The organism is Carboxydocella sp. ULO1 (genome assembly GCF_002049255.1).
In the GTDB taxonomy this organism is placed as follows: Bacteria; Bacillota.
Map to the genome: position 1 here is coordinate 1 of NZ_BDLQ01000041.1, position 14,865 is coordinate 14,865.

General features: G+C 50.8%; 14 protein-coding genes, 1 pseudogene and 1 other annotated feature. All 15 genes and pseudogenes read right to left on the bottom strand.

What is annotated here, in order from left to right:
- The coding region (locus ULO1_RS07695) for a GTP-binding protein (protein WP_143325432.1) at positions 1 to 599 on the bottom strand (599 nt) is incomplete at its 3' end.
- Positions 600 to 692: 93 nt separating this feature from the next.
- Positions 693 to 2,768, bottom strand: a complete 2,076-nt coding sequence (gene fusA, locus ULO1_RS07700; protein ID WP_078666624.1) for an elongation factor G — start codon at positions 2,766 to 2,768, stop codon at positions 693 to 695.
- A 45-nt stretch (positions 2,769 to 2,813) separates the two neighbouring features.
- Positions 2,814 to 3,287 carry a 30S ribosomal protein S7 gene (gene rpsG, locus ULO1_RS07705; protein WP_078666623.1) on the bottom strand — a complete coding sequence of 158 codons (474 nt, stop codon included), beginning with the start codon at positions 3,285 to 3,287 and terminating at the stop codon, positions 2,814 to 2,816.
- 56 nt (positions 3,288 to 3,343) lie between these two features.
- Positions 3,344 to 3,724: a 30S ribosomal protein S12 gene (gene rpsL, locus ULO1_RS07710; protein ID WP_078666622.1), complete on the bottom strand. Its 381-nt coding sequence runs from the start codon at positions 3,722 to 3,724 to the stop codon at positions 3,344 to 3,346.
- A gap of 98 nt (positions 3,725 to 3,822) precedes the next feature.
- Positions 3,823 to 4,071, bottom strand: coding sequence for a ribosomal L7Ae/L30e/S12e/Gadd45 family protein (locus ULO1_RS07715; protein WP_078666621.1), 249 nt, complete (start codon positions 4,069 to 4,071; stop codon positions 3,823 to 3,825).
- 48 nt (positions 4,072 to 4,119) lie between these two features.
- Positions 4,120 to 7,566, bottom strand: a complete 3,447-nt coding sequence (gene rpoC / locus ULO1_RS07720) for a DNA-directed RNA polymerase subunit beta' (RefSeq protein ID WP_078666620.1) — start codon at positions 7,564 to 7,566, stop codon at positions 4,120 to 4,122.
- A gap of 17 nt (positions 7,567 to 7,583) precedes the next feature.
- Positions 7,584 to 10,982 carry a DNA-directed RNA polymerase subunit beta gene (gene rpoB / locus ULO1_RS07725; RefSeq protein ID WP_078666619.1) on the bottom strand — a complete coding sequence of 1,133 codons (3,399 nt, stop codon included), beginning with the start codon at positions 10,980 to 10,982 and terminating at the stop codon, positions 7,584 to 7,586.
- Positions 10,983 to 11,119: 137 nt separating this feature from the next.
- A complete protein-coding gene (gene rplL / locus ULO1_RS07730; protein ID WP_078666686.1) occupies positions 11,120 to 11,500 on the bottom strand; it encodes a 50S ribosomal protein L7/L12 in 381 nt (126 codons plus the stop codon).
- Between the two features lie 50 nt (positions 11,501 to 11,550).
- Positions 11,551 to 12,081, bottom strand: a complete 531-nt coding sequence (rplJ, locus tag ULO1_RS07735) for a 50S ribosomal protein L10 (protein WP_078666687.1) — start codon at positions 12,079 to 12,081, stop codon at positions 11,551 to 11,553.
- 43 nt (positions 12,082 to 12,124) lie between these two features.
- Positions 12,125 to 12,276: a sequence feature (ribosomal protein L10 leader region), on the bottom strand.
- 78 nt (positions 12,277 to 12,354) lie between these two features.
- Positions 12,355 to 13,050, bottom strand: a complete 696-nt coding sequence (gene rplA / locus ULO1_RS07740) for a 50S ribosomal protein L1 (RefSeq protein ID WP_079907296.1) — start codon at positions 13,048 to 13,050, stop codon at positions 12,355 to 12,357.
- Positions 13,051 to 13,105: 55 nt separating this feature from the next.
- The gene (gene rplK / locus ULO1_RS07745) at positions 13,106 to 13,534 is read right to left on the bottom strand and encodes a 50S ribosomal protein L11 (protein ID WP_079907298.1); all 429 of its coding nucleotides are present in this window, start codon (positions 13,532 to 13,534) and stop codon (positions 13,106 to 13,108) included.
- A 31-nt stretch (positions 13,535 to 13,565) separates the two neighbouring features.
- A complete protein-coding gene (gene nusG, locus ULO1_RS07750) occupies positions 13,566 to 14,093 on the bottom strand; it encodes a transcription termination/antitermination protein NusG (protein WP_078666690.1) in 528 nt (175 codons plus the stop codon).
- A 44-nt stretch (positions 14,094 to 14,137) separates the two neighbouring features.
- Positions 14,138 to 14,383 carry a preprotein translocase subunit SecE gene (secE, locus tag ULO1_RS07755; protein ID WP_078666691.1) on the bottom strand — a complete coding sequence of 82 codons (246 nt, stop codon included), beginning with the start codon at positions 14,381 to 14,383 and terminating at the stop codon, positions 14,138 to 14,140.
- A gap of 40 nt (positions 14,384 to 14,423) precedes the next feature.
- Positions 14,424 to 14,573, bottom strand: coding sequence for a 50S ribosomal protein L33 (gene rpmG, locus ULO1_RS07760; RefSeq protein WP_078666692.1), 150 nt, complete (start codon positions 14,571 to 14,573; stop codon positions 14,424 to 14,426).
- Between the two features lie 154 nt (positions 14,574 to 14,727).
- Positions 14,728 to 14,865 (bottom strand): annotated as a pseudogene (gene tuf, locus ULO1_RS07765) (elongation factor Tu); the annotation flags it as partial.

Here is a 14,865-nt window from a genome sequence, read left to right on the forward strand (position 1 = left end):
GCATCCATCAGTTCCCAGATCTTGCCGCACCACTGGCAATCCCGGGAGCCGCAGCCGCACTCCAGCGCCTTGAGGCCGGAACCGACAACAACAGGAATGTCATCACCGGGAAACTCGTATTCATTCAGCAGCTCCCGCACTTCCATTTCAACCAGTTCCAGCAGCTCGGGATCATCTACCATGTCAGCCTTGTTCAGCCAGACTACGATGTGAGGCACACCTACCTGACGGGCCAGCAGGATGTGTTCCCGGGTCTGAGGCATAGGACCATCTGCAGCGGATACAACCAGGATAGCACCGTCCATCTGGGCAGCACCGGTGATCATGTTCTTAACATAGTCAGCGTGACCAGGACAGTCCACGTGAGCATAGTGACGCTGGTCAGTTTCATATTCAACGTGGGCGGTATTGATGGTAATACCTCTTTCCCTTTCTTCAGGAGCAGCGTCGATTTCATCGTATTTCTTAACTTCAGCTTTACCCTGGGTAGCCAGTACTACAGTGATAGCAGCAGTAGTAGTGGTCTTACCATGGTCTACGTGGCCGATAGTACCAACGTTTACGTGGGGCTTTGTCCGTTCGAATTTAGCTTTAGCCATTTAATCTTTCCTCCTATCTACTATGTATTCCTCAAATATAAGCAAGGGGGGCCATCTGGCCCCCACAAGCTGTCACCACAACTATAAGGAACCTTAGCCTTGCCGTTTGGCAATGATCTGTTCGGCGATGTTGCGTGGTACTTCCTCGTAGTGCGAGAATTGCATTACGTAGGTTCCGCGCCCTTGTGTTCTGGACCGCAGGTCGGTAGCATAACCAAACATTTCGGCCAGCGGTACAAAGCCCCGGATAACCTGAGCATTCCCTCTGGGTTCCATGCCTTCAATCCGACCACGACGGCTGTTTATGTCACCGATTACATCACCCATATATTCTTCTGGAACGACTACCTCTACCTTCATGATGGGCTCCAGGATCACCGGATCCGCCTTGGGAGCTCCGGCCTTAAAGGCCATGGAACCAGCAATCTTAAAGGCCATTTCTGAAGAGTCCACATCATGATAAGAACCGTCGTAGACAGTAGCACGAATGTCGATAGCGGGATAGCCGGCTAAAATACCGTTTTCCATGGCTTCTCGGATACCAGCATCAATGGCCGGGATATATTCCTTGGGAATGACACCACCGACAATCTTGTTAACGAATTCGTAACCTTTACCCGGCTCGAGAGGCTCAAACTCAACCCAGCAGTGACCGTATTGACCGCGACCACCGGATTGCCGGACAAACTTACCTTCAGCCTTAACAGACTTGCGAATGGTTTCCTTGTAAGCAACCTGAGGACGACCAACATTGGCCTCTACCTTGAACTCCCGCACCAGACGGTCAACGATGATCTCCAGATGCAATTCACCCATACCCGAGATAATAGTCTGACCGGTTTCCGGGTCAGTATGCATCCGGAAGGTCGGATCCTCTTCAGCCAGACGCTGCAGAGCGGTGCCCATCTTTTCCTGGTCTGCCTTGGTTTTGGGCTCAATCGCTACGGAGATAACCGGATCCGGGAATTGCATGGATTCCAGGACTATCGGCTTTTTCTCGTCACAGAGAGTGTCACCGGTAGTGGTATCCTTTAAACCAACAGCAGCAGCGATATCACCGGTCCAGACTTCAGAGATTTCCTCCCGGTGGTTGGCATGCATCTGCAAAATTCGGCCTATCCGTTCCTTTTTGCCCTTGGTGGAGTTCAGAACATAGGAACCGGCAGGCAGATGGCCGGAATACACCCGGAAGAAGGCCAGCTTGCCCACATAAGGGTCAGCCATAATCTTGAAAGCCAGAGCGGAGAAGGACTCATTGTCATCTACGCGGCGAATATCTTCTTCACCGGTATCAGGGTTGATCCCTTTCACAGCTGCGATATCCAGCGGAGACGGCAGGTAGTCCACTACTGCATCCAGCATGGGCTGTACACCCTTGTTTTTGAAAGCAGAACCGCACAGAACAGGAATCAGTTTAACGCTACAACAAGCAGCCCGCAGAGCCTTTTTGATTTCCTCTACAGTCAATTCTTCCCCGTCCAGGTACTTCATCATCAACTCTTCATCGGTTTCGGCCACGGCTTCAATCAGCTTTTCCCGGTATTCTGCCACCAGGTCAACCATATCAGCAGGAACATCGGTTACAGCCGACTGAGTACCCAGGTCATCAGTGTAGATGATGGCCTTACCGGTTACCAGGTCAACTACGCCCTGGAATTGATCTTCGGCACCGATGGGGACCTGGATGGGCACAGGGTTAGCTCCCAGACGATCCTTGATTTGCTTGACTACATTAAAGAAGTCAGCCCCAATCCGGTCCATTTTGTTAACAAATGCGATCCGGGGAACACCGTATTTATCAGCCTGACGCCACACTGTTTCTGACTGAGGTTCAACACCGCCAACGGAACAGAAAACAGCTACAGCACCATCCAGAACACGCAGGGAGCGTTCAACCTCTACGGTAAAATCCACGTGCCCAGGCGTGTCGATAATGTTAATTCTATGCCCTTTCCATTCGCAGGTGGTAGCAGCAGAGGTAATGGTAATACCCCGCTCCTGTTCCTGCACCATCCAGTCCATAGTGGCAGCACCATCATGGACCTCACCTATCTTGTGCACCCGACCGGTATAGAACAAAATCCGCTCGGTGGTGGTGGTTTTACCCGCGTCAATGTGGGCCATAATCCCGATGTTTCGGGTTTTATCCAAAGGAAACTTACGCGGCACTGTTTTTCCCCCTTTCCACCAAAGATGGAGCTCCTACCGGGGTAATTACCACCGGTAGTGAGCAAAGGCCCGGTTGGCTTCTGCCATCTTGTGAGTGTCTTCTTTTTTCTTGACTGCACCGCCGACATTATTGGCCGCATCCATGATTTCGGCAGCCAGTTTTTCCACCATAGTGCGCTTATCACCGCGCTTCCGAGCAAAATCGACCAGCCAGCGCAGGCCCAGAGTCTGACGCCGCTCCGGACGCACCTCAACCGGTACCTGATAGTTGGCACCACCAACCCGGCGGGCCTTAACTTCCAGCACCGGCATCACATTTTTCATGGCTTGATCAAAGACTTCCAGCGGATCCTTGCCGGTTTTGGCTCTGATTATATCAAAGGCGCCATAGGCGATTTTTTCAGCCACGCCTTTCTTGCCATCCAGCATGATTTTATTGATCAACTTGGTTACAACCTTGCTGTGGTAAACGGGATCTGGCAACACATCCCTTTTGGGCACACTGCCTCTTCTTGGCATGTATTCCCCTCCTTTCCACTAGTATTGGTAATTTATCGTCAGCTTAAACCTGATTACTACTTCTTGGCCTTAGGCCGTTTTGTACCATACTTGGAGCGACCTTGCAAACGGTTCTGCACACCAGCGCAGTCCAAGGCACCCCGCACAATGTGATATCTGACACCGGGCAGGTCTTTAACCCGGCCACCGCGTACCAGCACCACAGAGTGTTCCTGCAGGTTATGGCCGATACCGCCGATATAGGAGGTTACCTCTACACCGTTGGTCAGGCGTACCCGAGCTACTTTCCGCAGGGCGGAGTTGGGCTTTTTCGGAGTGGTAGTGTAAACCCTGGTGCAGACCCCTCTTTTTTGCGGACACTCTTTCAGAGCAGGTGCTGAAGACTTTTCAGCTACTGCTTTCCGCCCTTTGCGAATCAACTGGCTAATTGTCGGCATGTGTACACCTCCTTCCCGGAAAACATCTAACAGAAAAATGAAAGGCCCTCAACTCTTTCGAGCAAAGGGCCTTGTGATCAAGTTAGCCCTTCTCCCGATTAAAGTAGAATCGCAGCAGAAGCACTGCCTACTTCAATACCGCAAGCTTTACCCAATTCGCGCATACTCGGCACATTCACCACAGTTATACCTTTAGCCTGGCACAACTGCAGCAGGGGAGCTATCACATGGTTTTCCGCATCCTGGGCCACAAAGACTTTCGTCGCCTGGCCCCGCTCCACCGCCTTGATAGTCTGCTTGGTGCCGATGGCCTTGCGCCTGGCAGTTTGCAACTCTCCCAATGGCATAAGCAGGCTCCTCCTTATAAATCCAGACACTTTAATAATATATCACGCTCATGAATTACTGTCAACCTCTTTAATCTTTATATTCCTGTATCTGGACATGCCTGTACCAGCCGGCACCAGCTTACCTATAATTACGTTTTCCTTCAAGCCCAGCAGCGGGTCAGTCTTACCCTTGATTGCTGCCTCTGTCAGCACCCGGGTGGTTTCCTGGAAGGATGCTGCTGACAGGAAGGACTCGGTAGCCAGCGATGCTTTGGTGATGCCCAGCAATACCGGTTTGGCGGTAGCAGGGGTGCCGCCAGCTGCCAGTACTCTTGCATTTTCATCTTCAAAATCAAAGATATCTACTGCTGCACCCGGCAAGAGTTCGGTATCGCCCGGGTCTTCAATTTTCACTTTCCGCAGCATCTGCCGTACCATTACTTCGATGTGCTTGTCATTAATATCCACACCCTGCATCCGGTAAACCCGCTGTACCTCGCTGACCAGGTAGGTTTGTACTCCCTCTAAACCAACAACCCTCAGGATATCATGCGGATTGATGGAACCTTCAGTCAGCGGCTGCCCGGGCTCAACCCGATCGCCGTTCCGCACCTTTAGGCGGGCCCCAAAAGGCACGGAATAGACGCGACTGTCCACCGGATTATCGGCCAGGATCTCGATCTCCCGGCGATTGGCCTTGGGTTCAGTGATTTTTACTATCCCTGCTACTTCGGCAATTATCGCTTGCCCTTTAGGTCTACGAGCTTCAAACAATTCTTCTACCCGGGGCAAACCCTGGGTAATGTCCTCACCTGCAACACCACCGGTGTGGAAGGTCCGCATCGTCAGCTGGGTACCAGGTTCGCCGATGGACTGGGCAGCAATAATACCCACCGCTTCCCCGATGTCCACCATATGACCGGTCGCCAGGTTGCGGCCATAACATTTTTTACATACACCATAACGGGTTTTACAGGTCAGTATTGAACGAATCTTGACTTTGGTAATTCCTGCCTCGATGATCCGATCGGCGGTATCGTCATCAATTTCTTCGTTAGCCCGGACCAGAACTTCCCCAGTCTCGGGATGAACTATATCTGTCGCTGCAATGCGGCCAGCAATCCGGTCCTTCAAGTTCTCAATGACTTCCCGCCCGTCGGTAATTGCTTCCACGGTAATCCCGGCGGTTGTACCGCAATCTTCTTCCCGTACTATCACGTCCTGAGCCACATCCACCAGACGGCGGGTGAGGTAACCGGAGTCAGCCGTTCTCAATGCCGTGTCAGCCAGACCTTTCCGGGCCCCGTGAGTAGAGATGAAGAACTCCAGCACTGACAAACCTTCCCGGAAGTTGGCCTTAATTGGCAAGTCGATAATTCGCCCGGAAGGGTCAGCCATCAAGCCCCGCATACCGGCCAGCTGCCGGATCTGCTGGATATTACCCCGAGCACCTGAGGTAGCCATCATGTAAACGGGATTGAAGCGGTCCAGGTGTTCCATCAAGGCATTGGTTACCTCTTTGGTAACCTTATCCCAGATAGCGATTACCTGATTGTAGCGCTCCTCTTCGGAAATCAATCCGCGTCTGAACTGGGTCTCAATTTTTTCTACCTGTTTATCCGCCTCTTCCAGCAAGATTTTTTTCTTAGGCGGAACTGTGATATCAGCAATACCAATGGTTATCCCCGCCTGGTTGGCGTAACGATAACCCAGTTTTTTCATACCATCCAGCAGCTCGGCAGTCTTACTGTAACCCAGTTTACGATAACAACGGTCTACCAGCTGGGCCAGGGCCTTTTTATCCATCAGCTTGTTGTAATACCCCAGCTCATCAGGAATAACTTCATTGAAAATCAGACGACCAATAGTGGTTTCCAGCATTTCGCCTTTGTAACGCACCTTGATTTTAGCCTGTAATTCGCACCGACCGGTTTCATAGGCCATAATGGCTTCATTGGGATCGCGGAAATAGCGGCCTTCCCCATAAGCCCCTTCTTTTTCAATGGTCAGGTAATAGGCCCCTAATACCATGTCCTGGGTGGGAGCTGCTACCGGCCGTCCATCCTTGGGGTTGAGGATATTATGGGCAGACAGCATCAGCAAACGAGCTTCTGCCTGGGCCTCTGCCGAGAGGGGAACGTGAACAGCCATCTGGTCCCCATCAAAGTCAGCATTGTAGGCAGTACAGACCATAGGATGGATCTTGATGGCCCGCCCTTCAACCAGAACCGGCTCAAAAGCCTGAATTCCCAGACGGTGCAAGGTAGGAGCCCGGTTAAGCAGGACGGGATGCTCCTTGATCACCTCTTCCAGGACATCCCAAACCTGCGGGTTAACCCGTTCTACCATCCTTTTGGCACTTTTGATATTATGGGCCAGCCCTTTGGCGACCAGTTCCTTCATCACAAAGGGCTTAAAGAGCTCTAGAGCCATTTCTTTCGGCAACCCACACTGGTGCAACTTCAATTCCGGGCCGACAACGATAACAGAACGGCCGGAATAGTCTACCCGTTTACCCAACAGGTTCTGGCGGAAGCGCCCCTGTTTCCCCTTCAGCATATCACTGAGGGATTTCAGCGGCCGGTTGCCCGGGCCAGTAACCGGTCGGCCCCGACGGCCATTATCGATTAGAGCATCTACTGCCTCCTGCAACATGCGTTTTTCATTGCGTACAATTATATCCGGAGCCCCCAGCTCCAGCAGGCGCTTGAGCCGGTTATTGCGGTTAATTACCCGGCGATAGAGATCATTCAAGTCTGACGTGGCAAAACGACCACCATCCAGCTGGACCATCGGACGCAGTTCCGGCGGAATAACCGGCAGCACATCCAGAATCATCCATTCCGGTCTGTTCCCGGACTTGCGGAAAGCCTCCACTACTTCCAAACGGCGAATGGCCCGCACTCGCCGCTGTCCGGTGCTTTCCTGAATTTCCCGTCTTAGTTCAGCTGCCAGCTCATCCAGGTCCAGTTCCATCAACAATTCTTTGATGGCCTCTGCCCCCATACCGGCTTTAAAGTCATCACCATATTTTTCTTTGTATTCCCGATACTCTCCCTCTGTAAGCAGTTGTTTTTTCATCAGCGGAGTATCACCGGGGTCGATGACTACATAATTGGCAAAGTAGAGGACTTTCTCCAGGGAACGGGGCGACATATCGAGTATCAGCCCCATACGGCTGGGGATGCCCTTAAAATACCAGATATGGGAAACGGGAGCCGCCAGTTCAATATGGCCCATCCGTTCCCGGCGCACTTTGGCTCTGGTAACTTCCACGCCACAGCGCTCGCAAACTACACCTTTATAACGCACCCTTTTGTACCGGCCACAATGGCACTCCCAGTCCCGGGTAGGACCAAAAATCCGCTCACAAAACAGCCCATCCCGTTCCGGTTTCAAGGTGCGGTAGTTGATGGTCTCGGGCTTCTTTACTTCACCGCTGGACCAGGCCCGAATCTGATCGGGCGAAGCCAGCCCAATGCGCATGCGGTCGAAGTTATTGACGTCCAACAAGGGCCTCGCTCCCTTCCCTATTCTTCATCAAAGTAATCGCCATCATCCAGGACAGTATCCATATCTGCTATTTTTTCCAGTTCTTCCAGGCTCTCAAAGTCGATGCTGTCCTCATCCATATCCTCGCTATAATTATCTTCCTCATTGTATTCATCATCACCTGGTTTTACAGGTGCCTCGGGCAGGACAGCACTCAGACCCAGTTCCTTGGCCTGGTCGGTAGTATCATCTTCAAATTCACCGATTTCAATTTCCTCATCGTTTTCTGACAGGACCTTCACATCCAGACCCAGGCTCTGCAGTTCCTTAATCAATACTTTGAAGGACTCTGGTACACCGGGTTCTGGCACATTTTCGCCTTTGACAATGGCTTCATAGGTCTTTACCCGACCCACCACATCGTCAGACTTAACGGTGAGGATTTCCTGCAGTGTATAGGCAGCACCATAAGCCTCCAGGGCCCATACCTCCATCTCACCAAAACGCTGTCCACCAAATTGAGCCTTACCACCCAGAGGCTGCTGGGTAACCAGAGAGTAAGGGCCGGTAGAACGCGCGTGGATCTTGTCATCAACCAGGTGCGCCAGTTTTAGCATGTACATGTAACCCACAGTTACCGGGTTATCAAAAGGCTCACCGGTACGACCATCATAAAGGATAGTCTTGCCATTAGCCGGCAGACCAGCGGCCTCCAGGGTCTTGAAAACATCATTCTCTTTGGCCCCATCAAATACAGGGGTAGCAACCCGGATGCCCAGGGTTTTGGCAGCCCAACCCAGGTGAGTCTCCAGCACCTGACCGATATTCATCCGGCTCGGCACACCCAGAGGGTTGAGCACGATTTCCACCGGTGTACCGTCCGGTAAAAAGGGCATATCTTCTTCGGGCAGGATTTTGGAAATAACCCCTTTGTTCCCGTGGCGACCGGCCATCTTGTCACCAACGGAAATTTTCCGCTTCTGGGCGATAAAAACCCGCACCAGCATGTTTACACCAGGAGGCAGTTCATCCCCTTTATCGCGAGAGAACACCTTTACATCCACGATTTTGCCGGCCTCACCATGGGGTACACGTAGAGAAGTATCCCTTACTTCCCGGGCCTTTTCACCGAAGATAGCGCGCAACAACCTTTCTTCCGCAGTCAGCTCCGTTTCACCTTTCGGGGTAACCTTACCCACCAGGATATCGCCGGGCCGAACCTCAGCACCCACCCGGATAATTCCGTTTTCATCCAGGTCTTTCAGAACATCATCCCCGACATTGGGGATATCACGGGTGATTTCTTCCGGACCCAGCTTGGTATCCCGGGCTTCACATTCGTATTCCTCGATATGGATAGATGTAAAGTAATCTTCCTTGACCAGTTTCTCGCTGATCAAAATGGCGTCCTCGTAGTTATAACCCTCCCAGGGCATAAAGGCAACCAGCACATTGCGCCCCAGTGCCAGTTCGCCCTGGTCGGTCGAAGGCCCATCAGCGATGATTTCCCCTTTTTCAACCCGTTGCCCTTTTTTGACAATGGGCTTCTGGTTAATACAGGTCCCCTGGTTGGAACGGGTAAACTTGGTCAGTTTATATACATCGACAGTACCCTCATCAGACTTAACGATGATTTCATTGGCTGTTACCCGTTGTACCACCCCGCTATTGCGGGCAACGATAACCACTCCACTATCCAGAGCCGCCTTGTATTCCATACCGGTACCCACATAGGGTGCATCAGTGCGCAGCAATGGCACTGCCTGCCGCTGCATGTTGGAACCCATTAGAGCCCGGTTAGCATCATCGTTCTCCAGGAAGGGAATCAACGCCGTAGCAATAGAAACAACCTGTTTGGGTGAAACATCCATCAAATCGATTTTTTCCACCGGAACCATGATAATATCATGACCATGCCGGACATTGGCCTTATTGACCAGAATCTTCCCGTTTTCATCCACCGGCAGATTGGCCTGGGCGATATAATATTTATCCTCTTCATCAGCCGTTAGGTATACGATTTCATCGGTAACAACGCCCCGCTCCTTATCCACCTTGCGATAAGGAGTTTCAATAAAGCCATATTCGTTGATACGGGCATAAGTGGATAGTGACCCGATCAAACCGATGTTGGGACCTTCAGGGGTCTCAATCGGACACATCCGCCCATAGTGAGAATGGTGAACGTCCCGGACTTCGAAACCGGCTCGTTCCCGGCTCAAGCCACCAGGTCCTAGAGCTGACAGGCGCCGTTTGTGGGTTAGCTCAGCCAGCGGATTGGTCTGATCCATAAACTGGGACAGCTGGCTGCTGCCAAAAAATTCTTTAATGGCAGCTGAAACCGGACGGGTATTGATCAGGATTTGAGGTGTTACCCCCTCCACATCCTGAATAGTCATGCGCTCCCGTATAACCCGCTCCATACGGGCCAAACCAATCCTGAACTGGTTTTGCAACAACTCACCAACCGAGCGCAAACGCCTGTTGCCCAGATGGTCGATATCGTCACCTTCACCTTCTCCATCCATCATTTTCAGCAACCGTTTCATGGTAGCTATAATATCTTCTTTGGTCAGGTGACGGACATCTTTGGCAATATCCAGTCCCAGTTTTTTATTGAGTTTATAACGGCCTACATGGGCCAGATCATAGCGTTTGGGGTCAAAAAACAAAGAGTTGAGTAAGGTTCTGGCACTTTCTACCGTCGGCGGTTCACCGGGTCGCAACCGTTTATAAATTTCAATCAGGGCCTCATCTTCCGAATCAGCATTATCCCGCTCCAAAGTCATTCTGATGCGAGCGTCATCATCAAACAGCTCCAGGACCCTGGCATTGGTCCCCCAGCCCAGCGCCCGTACCAGAACAGTCGCTGGCAGTTTGCGGGTCCGGTCTATCCGCACAAACAGGTTGTCATTTAGATCTGTTTCAAATTCCAGCCAGGCACCTCGGTTTGGAATAATGGTTGCCCCAAAGACATCCTTGCCGCTGGGGTCCATTTGTTTGGAAAAATAAACCCCGGGAGAACGAACCAGCTGGCTGACGATTACCCGCTCTGCCCCATTGATAATAAATGTTCCCTTTTCTGTCATCAGCGGGAACTCAGCCATAAATACTTCCTGTTCCTTAATTTCCCCGGTTTCCTTGTTGATCAACCGTACCTTTACTTTCAGAGGCGCCGAGTATGTAACATCCCGTTCCTTACTCTCTTCCACCGAGTACTTGGGCTCCCCCAGATTATAGTCAACAAACTCCAGGGAGAGGTTGCCGGTAAAATCCTCGATGGGCGAAATATCGCGGAACAGTTCACGCAGGCCCTCGTCCAGGAACCATTTATAGGAGTTCTGCTGGATTTCAATCAGGTTGGGCATGTCCAACACCTCTTGAATCCGCGCATAACTCCAGCGTTCCCGTTTTCCGACCTTGACCGGATAGAACATGCAGAACCTCACCTCTCGCTATTTTTTCGCATACTTATAGCATGGCATTTTTTAATTATAGCATTCATCCTTTCCTTCGTCAAGAAAATAATTACAAAAAAAGACACCTCATATCGAGGTGCCTTTTTTGTTCCAGGTTACTTAATTTCAACGGTAGCGCCAGCTTCAACCAGCTTGGCCTTGATGGATTCAGCTTCTTCCTTGGAAACTTTTTCTTTAACAGGCTTGGGAGCGCCATCCACCAGGTCCTTGGCTTCTTTCAGGCCCAGACCGGTTATTTCGCGTACAACTTTGATAACGTTAACTTTCTTGTCGCCAGCGGCGGCCAGAATTACATCGAATTCAGTTTTTTCTTCTGCAGCAGGAGCAGCGGCAGCGCCAGCTACAGGAGCAGCAGCTACAGCTACAGGAGCAGCAGCAGATACACCGAATTCTTCTTCAAAAGCCTTTACCAGCTCAGCCAGTTCCAGAACAGTTAAACCTTTAACAGCTTCCAAAATTTCATTTACCTTGGACATTATAATCTTCCTCCTTCAGCAAAATCTAAGATTTTTAAGCGATCAGGCACTTAAGCAGCGCCTTCCTCTTTCTTCTTGCGGATAGCTTCCAGGACGTAAACCAGATTGCGCAGATTGCCCTGGAGAACATTGGCAAACCCATAAAGAGGAGCTTGCAGACCACCCAGCACTTTGGCCAGCAGCACTTCCCGCGGCGGCAAGTCGGCCAGAGCCTTAACCCCGGCAACATCGATTACCTTGCCATCCACGATACCGGCCTTGATTTCCAGCTGCTTGTTGTCCTTGGCGAATTCACTCAGAATCTTCGCCGGAGCAACAGGATCTGTTAAGCCAAAAGCCAGTGCGTTGGGACCTTCCAGATAGGGTTCCAGATCAGACAGGCCAACTTCACGGCAAGCCAGGCGTGCCAGAGTATTCTTAACGACCTTGTATTCCACTCCAGCTTCCCGCAGGCGTTTCCGCAGCTCAGTAGCCTGAGCCACATTCAAACCCCGGTAGTCAACCAGCACTACCCCGACGGCCTGCTCCAGTTTTTCTTTCAGCTCCTGTACAACCGGCTGTTTCTCGGCAATTTTAGCCACAATTCCACCTCCTTGCACCTGTATCGGTACATCCCAAGCCGCGAAGTCAAACAAAAAAGGGTCTCCGTAGACAAGCCAGGAGACCCTCTGATGGACATACTTAGCCAACAGAGTTGACTTCCAAAGCCTCGGTAGGCGGATTTCTCCTTTAAGCCAGCAGGCACCGACTGTCTACAGCTTGGTTCACCTATATCAAATTGTCAACAGGTTAATTATAGCCTGGCCAGAGACTATTGTCAACAGTGCAGGAAAGATTTTTAACGAGAAAGATTTTTAACGAGTAACTTTTAACGGATTGACCTTAATGCCAGGGCCCATAGTGGAGGAAACAGCCACTCCCTTGATATATGTTCCCTTGGCAGCTGCCGGCTTAGCCTTGATCAATGCATCCAGCAGGGTATAGAAGTTGTCCAGCAGCTTCTCGGTACCAAAGGAGACCTTACCAATGGGGGCATGAATATTGGCACCTTTGTCAACCCGGTATTCCACTTTACCAGCCTTAATATCTTTAACAGCCTTGGCTACATCAAAAGTAACAGTTCCGGTTTTGGGGTTAGGCATCAGGCCTTTAGGACCTAAGATCCGACCCAATTTACCTACAGCACCCATCATATCCGGAGTAGCTACGGCTGTATCGAAATCCAGCCAACCGCCCTCAATCCTGGCAATCAGGTCTTCAGCGCCCACTACGTCAGCGCCAGCAGCTTCTGCTTCCTTGGCTTTCTCGCCTTTCGCGAAAACAACTACACGGGCAGTTTTCCCTGTGCCATGGGGCAGTACTACTGCACCCCGAACTTGCTGATCCGCATGCCGGGGATCTACACCTAGTTTAACTGCAACCTCAACGGACTCATCAAACCTGGCAGAAGCCAGTTTCTGTACCAGTTCCAGAGCTTCCTGAGGATCATACAGCTTGGTTTTGTCTACCTGTTTGGCAGCTTCCAGATATTTTTTACCATGTTTAGCCATTTTGTTTTACCTCCTTTGTGGTAGTAACGGATTATATCCTCCCACTTGTGGACCATTAAGCTTCTACTACTTCGATACCCATGCTGCGCGCTGTACCTTCAATCATCCGCATTGCCGCTTCCAGGCTGGCAGCATTCAGGTCCCGCATTTTCAGCTCTGCAATTTCCCGGACTTTGTCACGGGTTACCTTGCCGACCTTCTTCTTGTTGGGTTCACCAGAACCGCTCTCAATACCAGCTGCTTTTTTCAACAAAACAGCAGCCGGAGGAGTCTTCAACACAAAAGTGAAGGACCGGTCTTCATAAACGCTAATTTCCACCGGGATAATCAACCCGGCCTGGTTAGCGGTTTTTTCGTTAAATTCCTTGGTGAAAGCCATAATATTTACACCATGCTGACCCAAAGCCGGACCAACCGGGGGAGCAGGGGTGGCTTTACCAGCAGGACATTGCAGCTTGATTACTGCTACTACCTTTTTTGCCATTATTTCCACCTCCTTAATCTGTCTACTGTCATCATTCTACTTCAGCCACCTGTCCGAAATCCAACTCCAGAGGAGTCTCTCTTCCGAACATTGACACCAGGACTTTCAGCTTACCCTTTTCAGGGTAGATTTCTTCCACACTACCCACGAAGTTCTGGAAGGGGCCGGCTATCACGCGGACTTCATCGCCAACCTTAAAGCGCAGTTTGACCTTGGGTTCTTCCATCCCCATCTGTTTCAAGATGGCGGCTGCTTCTTCATCCCTGAGTGGAATCGGCTTGTTGCCGCTGCCAACAAATCCGGTTACACCGGTTGTATTGCGAACCACATACCAGGAGTCATCGGTCATGATCATTTCCACCAGCACATACCCCGGAAACACTTTGCGCTTACTGACCTTGCGCTTGCCATCCTTGATTTCCACTTCATCTTCCATGGGTACCAGAATGCGAAAGATCTTGTCTCCCATGTTCATGGACTCAATGCGCTTTTCCAGATTGGCTTTTACCTTATTTTCATAACCGGAGTATGTGTGAATGACATACCACTTTTTCTCCATACCCAGAAGGGACCCAGTTAGGTCCCTCACCTCCTAGCATAAATTTATCGTTCCACAATCAGCGTCAGCAACCGACCCAAACCCAGATCGATTACCCAGATCAAGACTGCCATGATAGCTACCGCCGTCAGCACAACACCGGTATAGGTCAACACCTGTTTGCGGTCAGGCCAGTTAACTTTGCGCAATTCGGCTTTGGTTCCGGAAAGAAAGTTAACCAGTTCGGACCAGGCCTTATTTTTTTCCGCCTTCTTGGCACCTTCTTTTTTGGTGGTTTCTTTATTTACCATAAGAAACTCCACATCCTTAAAACAGTATCGGTGTTAGCCCTTACCGGGTTTCCTTATGGACGGTTTGCGTGCCGCACCATTTACAGAACTTCTTCAGCTCGATTCTGTCCGGGTCATTCTTTTTGTTTTTAGTGGTTGTATAATTTCTTCTCTTGCACTGAGTGCAAGCGAGGGTAATGCCCACGCGCATTGTGCCACCTCCCTAAAAAGTGTCCTGTGCCGACAAGTGGTCCAGAATAGTCCGTTACCCTATACAATTTATCATAATTCCCATAGAGTGTCAATAGCAAAAGAGACAGGCATAAAGAAAGCGCTTCCGTTTCCGGAAGCGCTTTTCCGCCTTTTTATTCAACGATAGCGGATACAACCCCTGCGCCTACAGTCCGGCCACCTTCGCGGATAGCGAAGCGCAGACCTTCTTCAATAGCGATGGGGGTGATCAGTTCTACTTCGATCTTAACGTTGTCACCAGGCATAACCAT

Bases quoted from the DNA above. Each gene is read 5' to 3' on its own strand.
- rplL (WP_078666686.1), bottom strand. From the start codon at position 11,500: ATGTCCAAGGTAAATGAAATTTTGGAAGCTGTTAAAGGTTTAACTGTT.
- rpmG (WP_078666692.1), bottom strand. From the start codon at position 14,573: ATGCGCGTGGGCATTACCCTCGCTTGCACTCAGTGCAAGAGAAGAAAT.
- secE (WP_078666691.1), bottom strand. From the start codon at position 14,383: ATGGTAAATAAAGAAACCACCAAAAAAGAAGGTGCCAAGAAGGCGGAA.
- rpsG (WP_078666623.1), bottom strand. From the start codon at position 3,287: ATGCCAAGAAGAGGCAGTGTGCCCAAAAGGGATGTGTTGCCAGATCCC.
- rpsL (WP_078666622.1), bottom strand. From the start codon at position 3,724: ATGCCGACAATTAGCCAGTTGATTCGCAAAGGGCGGAAAGCAGTAGCT.
- ULO1_RS07715 (WP_078666621.1), bottom strand. From the start codon at position 4,071: ATGCCATTGGGAGAGTTGCAAACTGCCAGGCGCAAGGCCATCGGCACC.
- rplA (WP_079907296.1), bottom strand. From the start codon at position 13,050: ATGGCTAAACATGGTAAAAAATATCTGGAAGCTGCCAAACAGGTAGAC.
- nusG (WP_078666690.1), bottom strand. From the start codon at position 14,093: ATGGAGAAAAAGTGGTATGTCATTCACACATACTCCGGTTATGAAAAT.
- rpoB (WP_078666619.1), bottom strand. From the start codon at position 10,982: ATGTTCTATCCGGTCAAGGTCGGAAAACGGGAACGCTGGAGTTATGCG.
- rplK (WP_079907298.1), bottom strand. From the start codon at position 13,534: ATGGCAAAAAAGGTAGTAGCAGTAATCAAGCTGCAATGTCCTGCTGGT.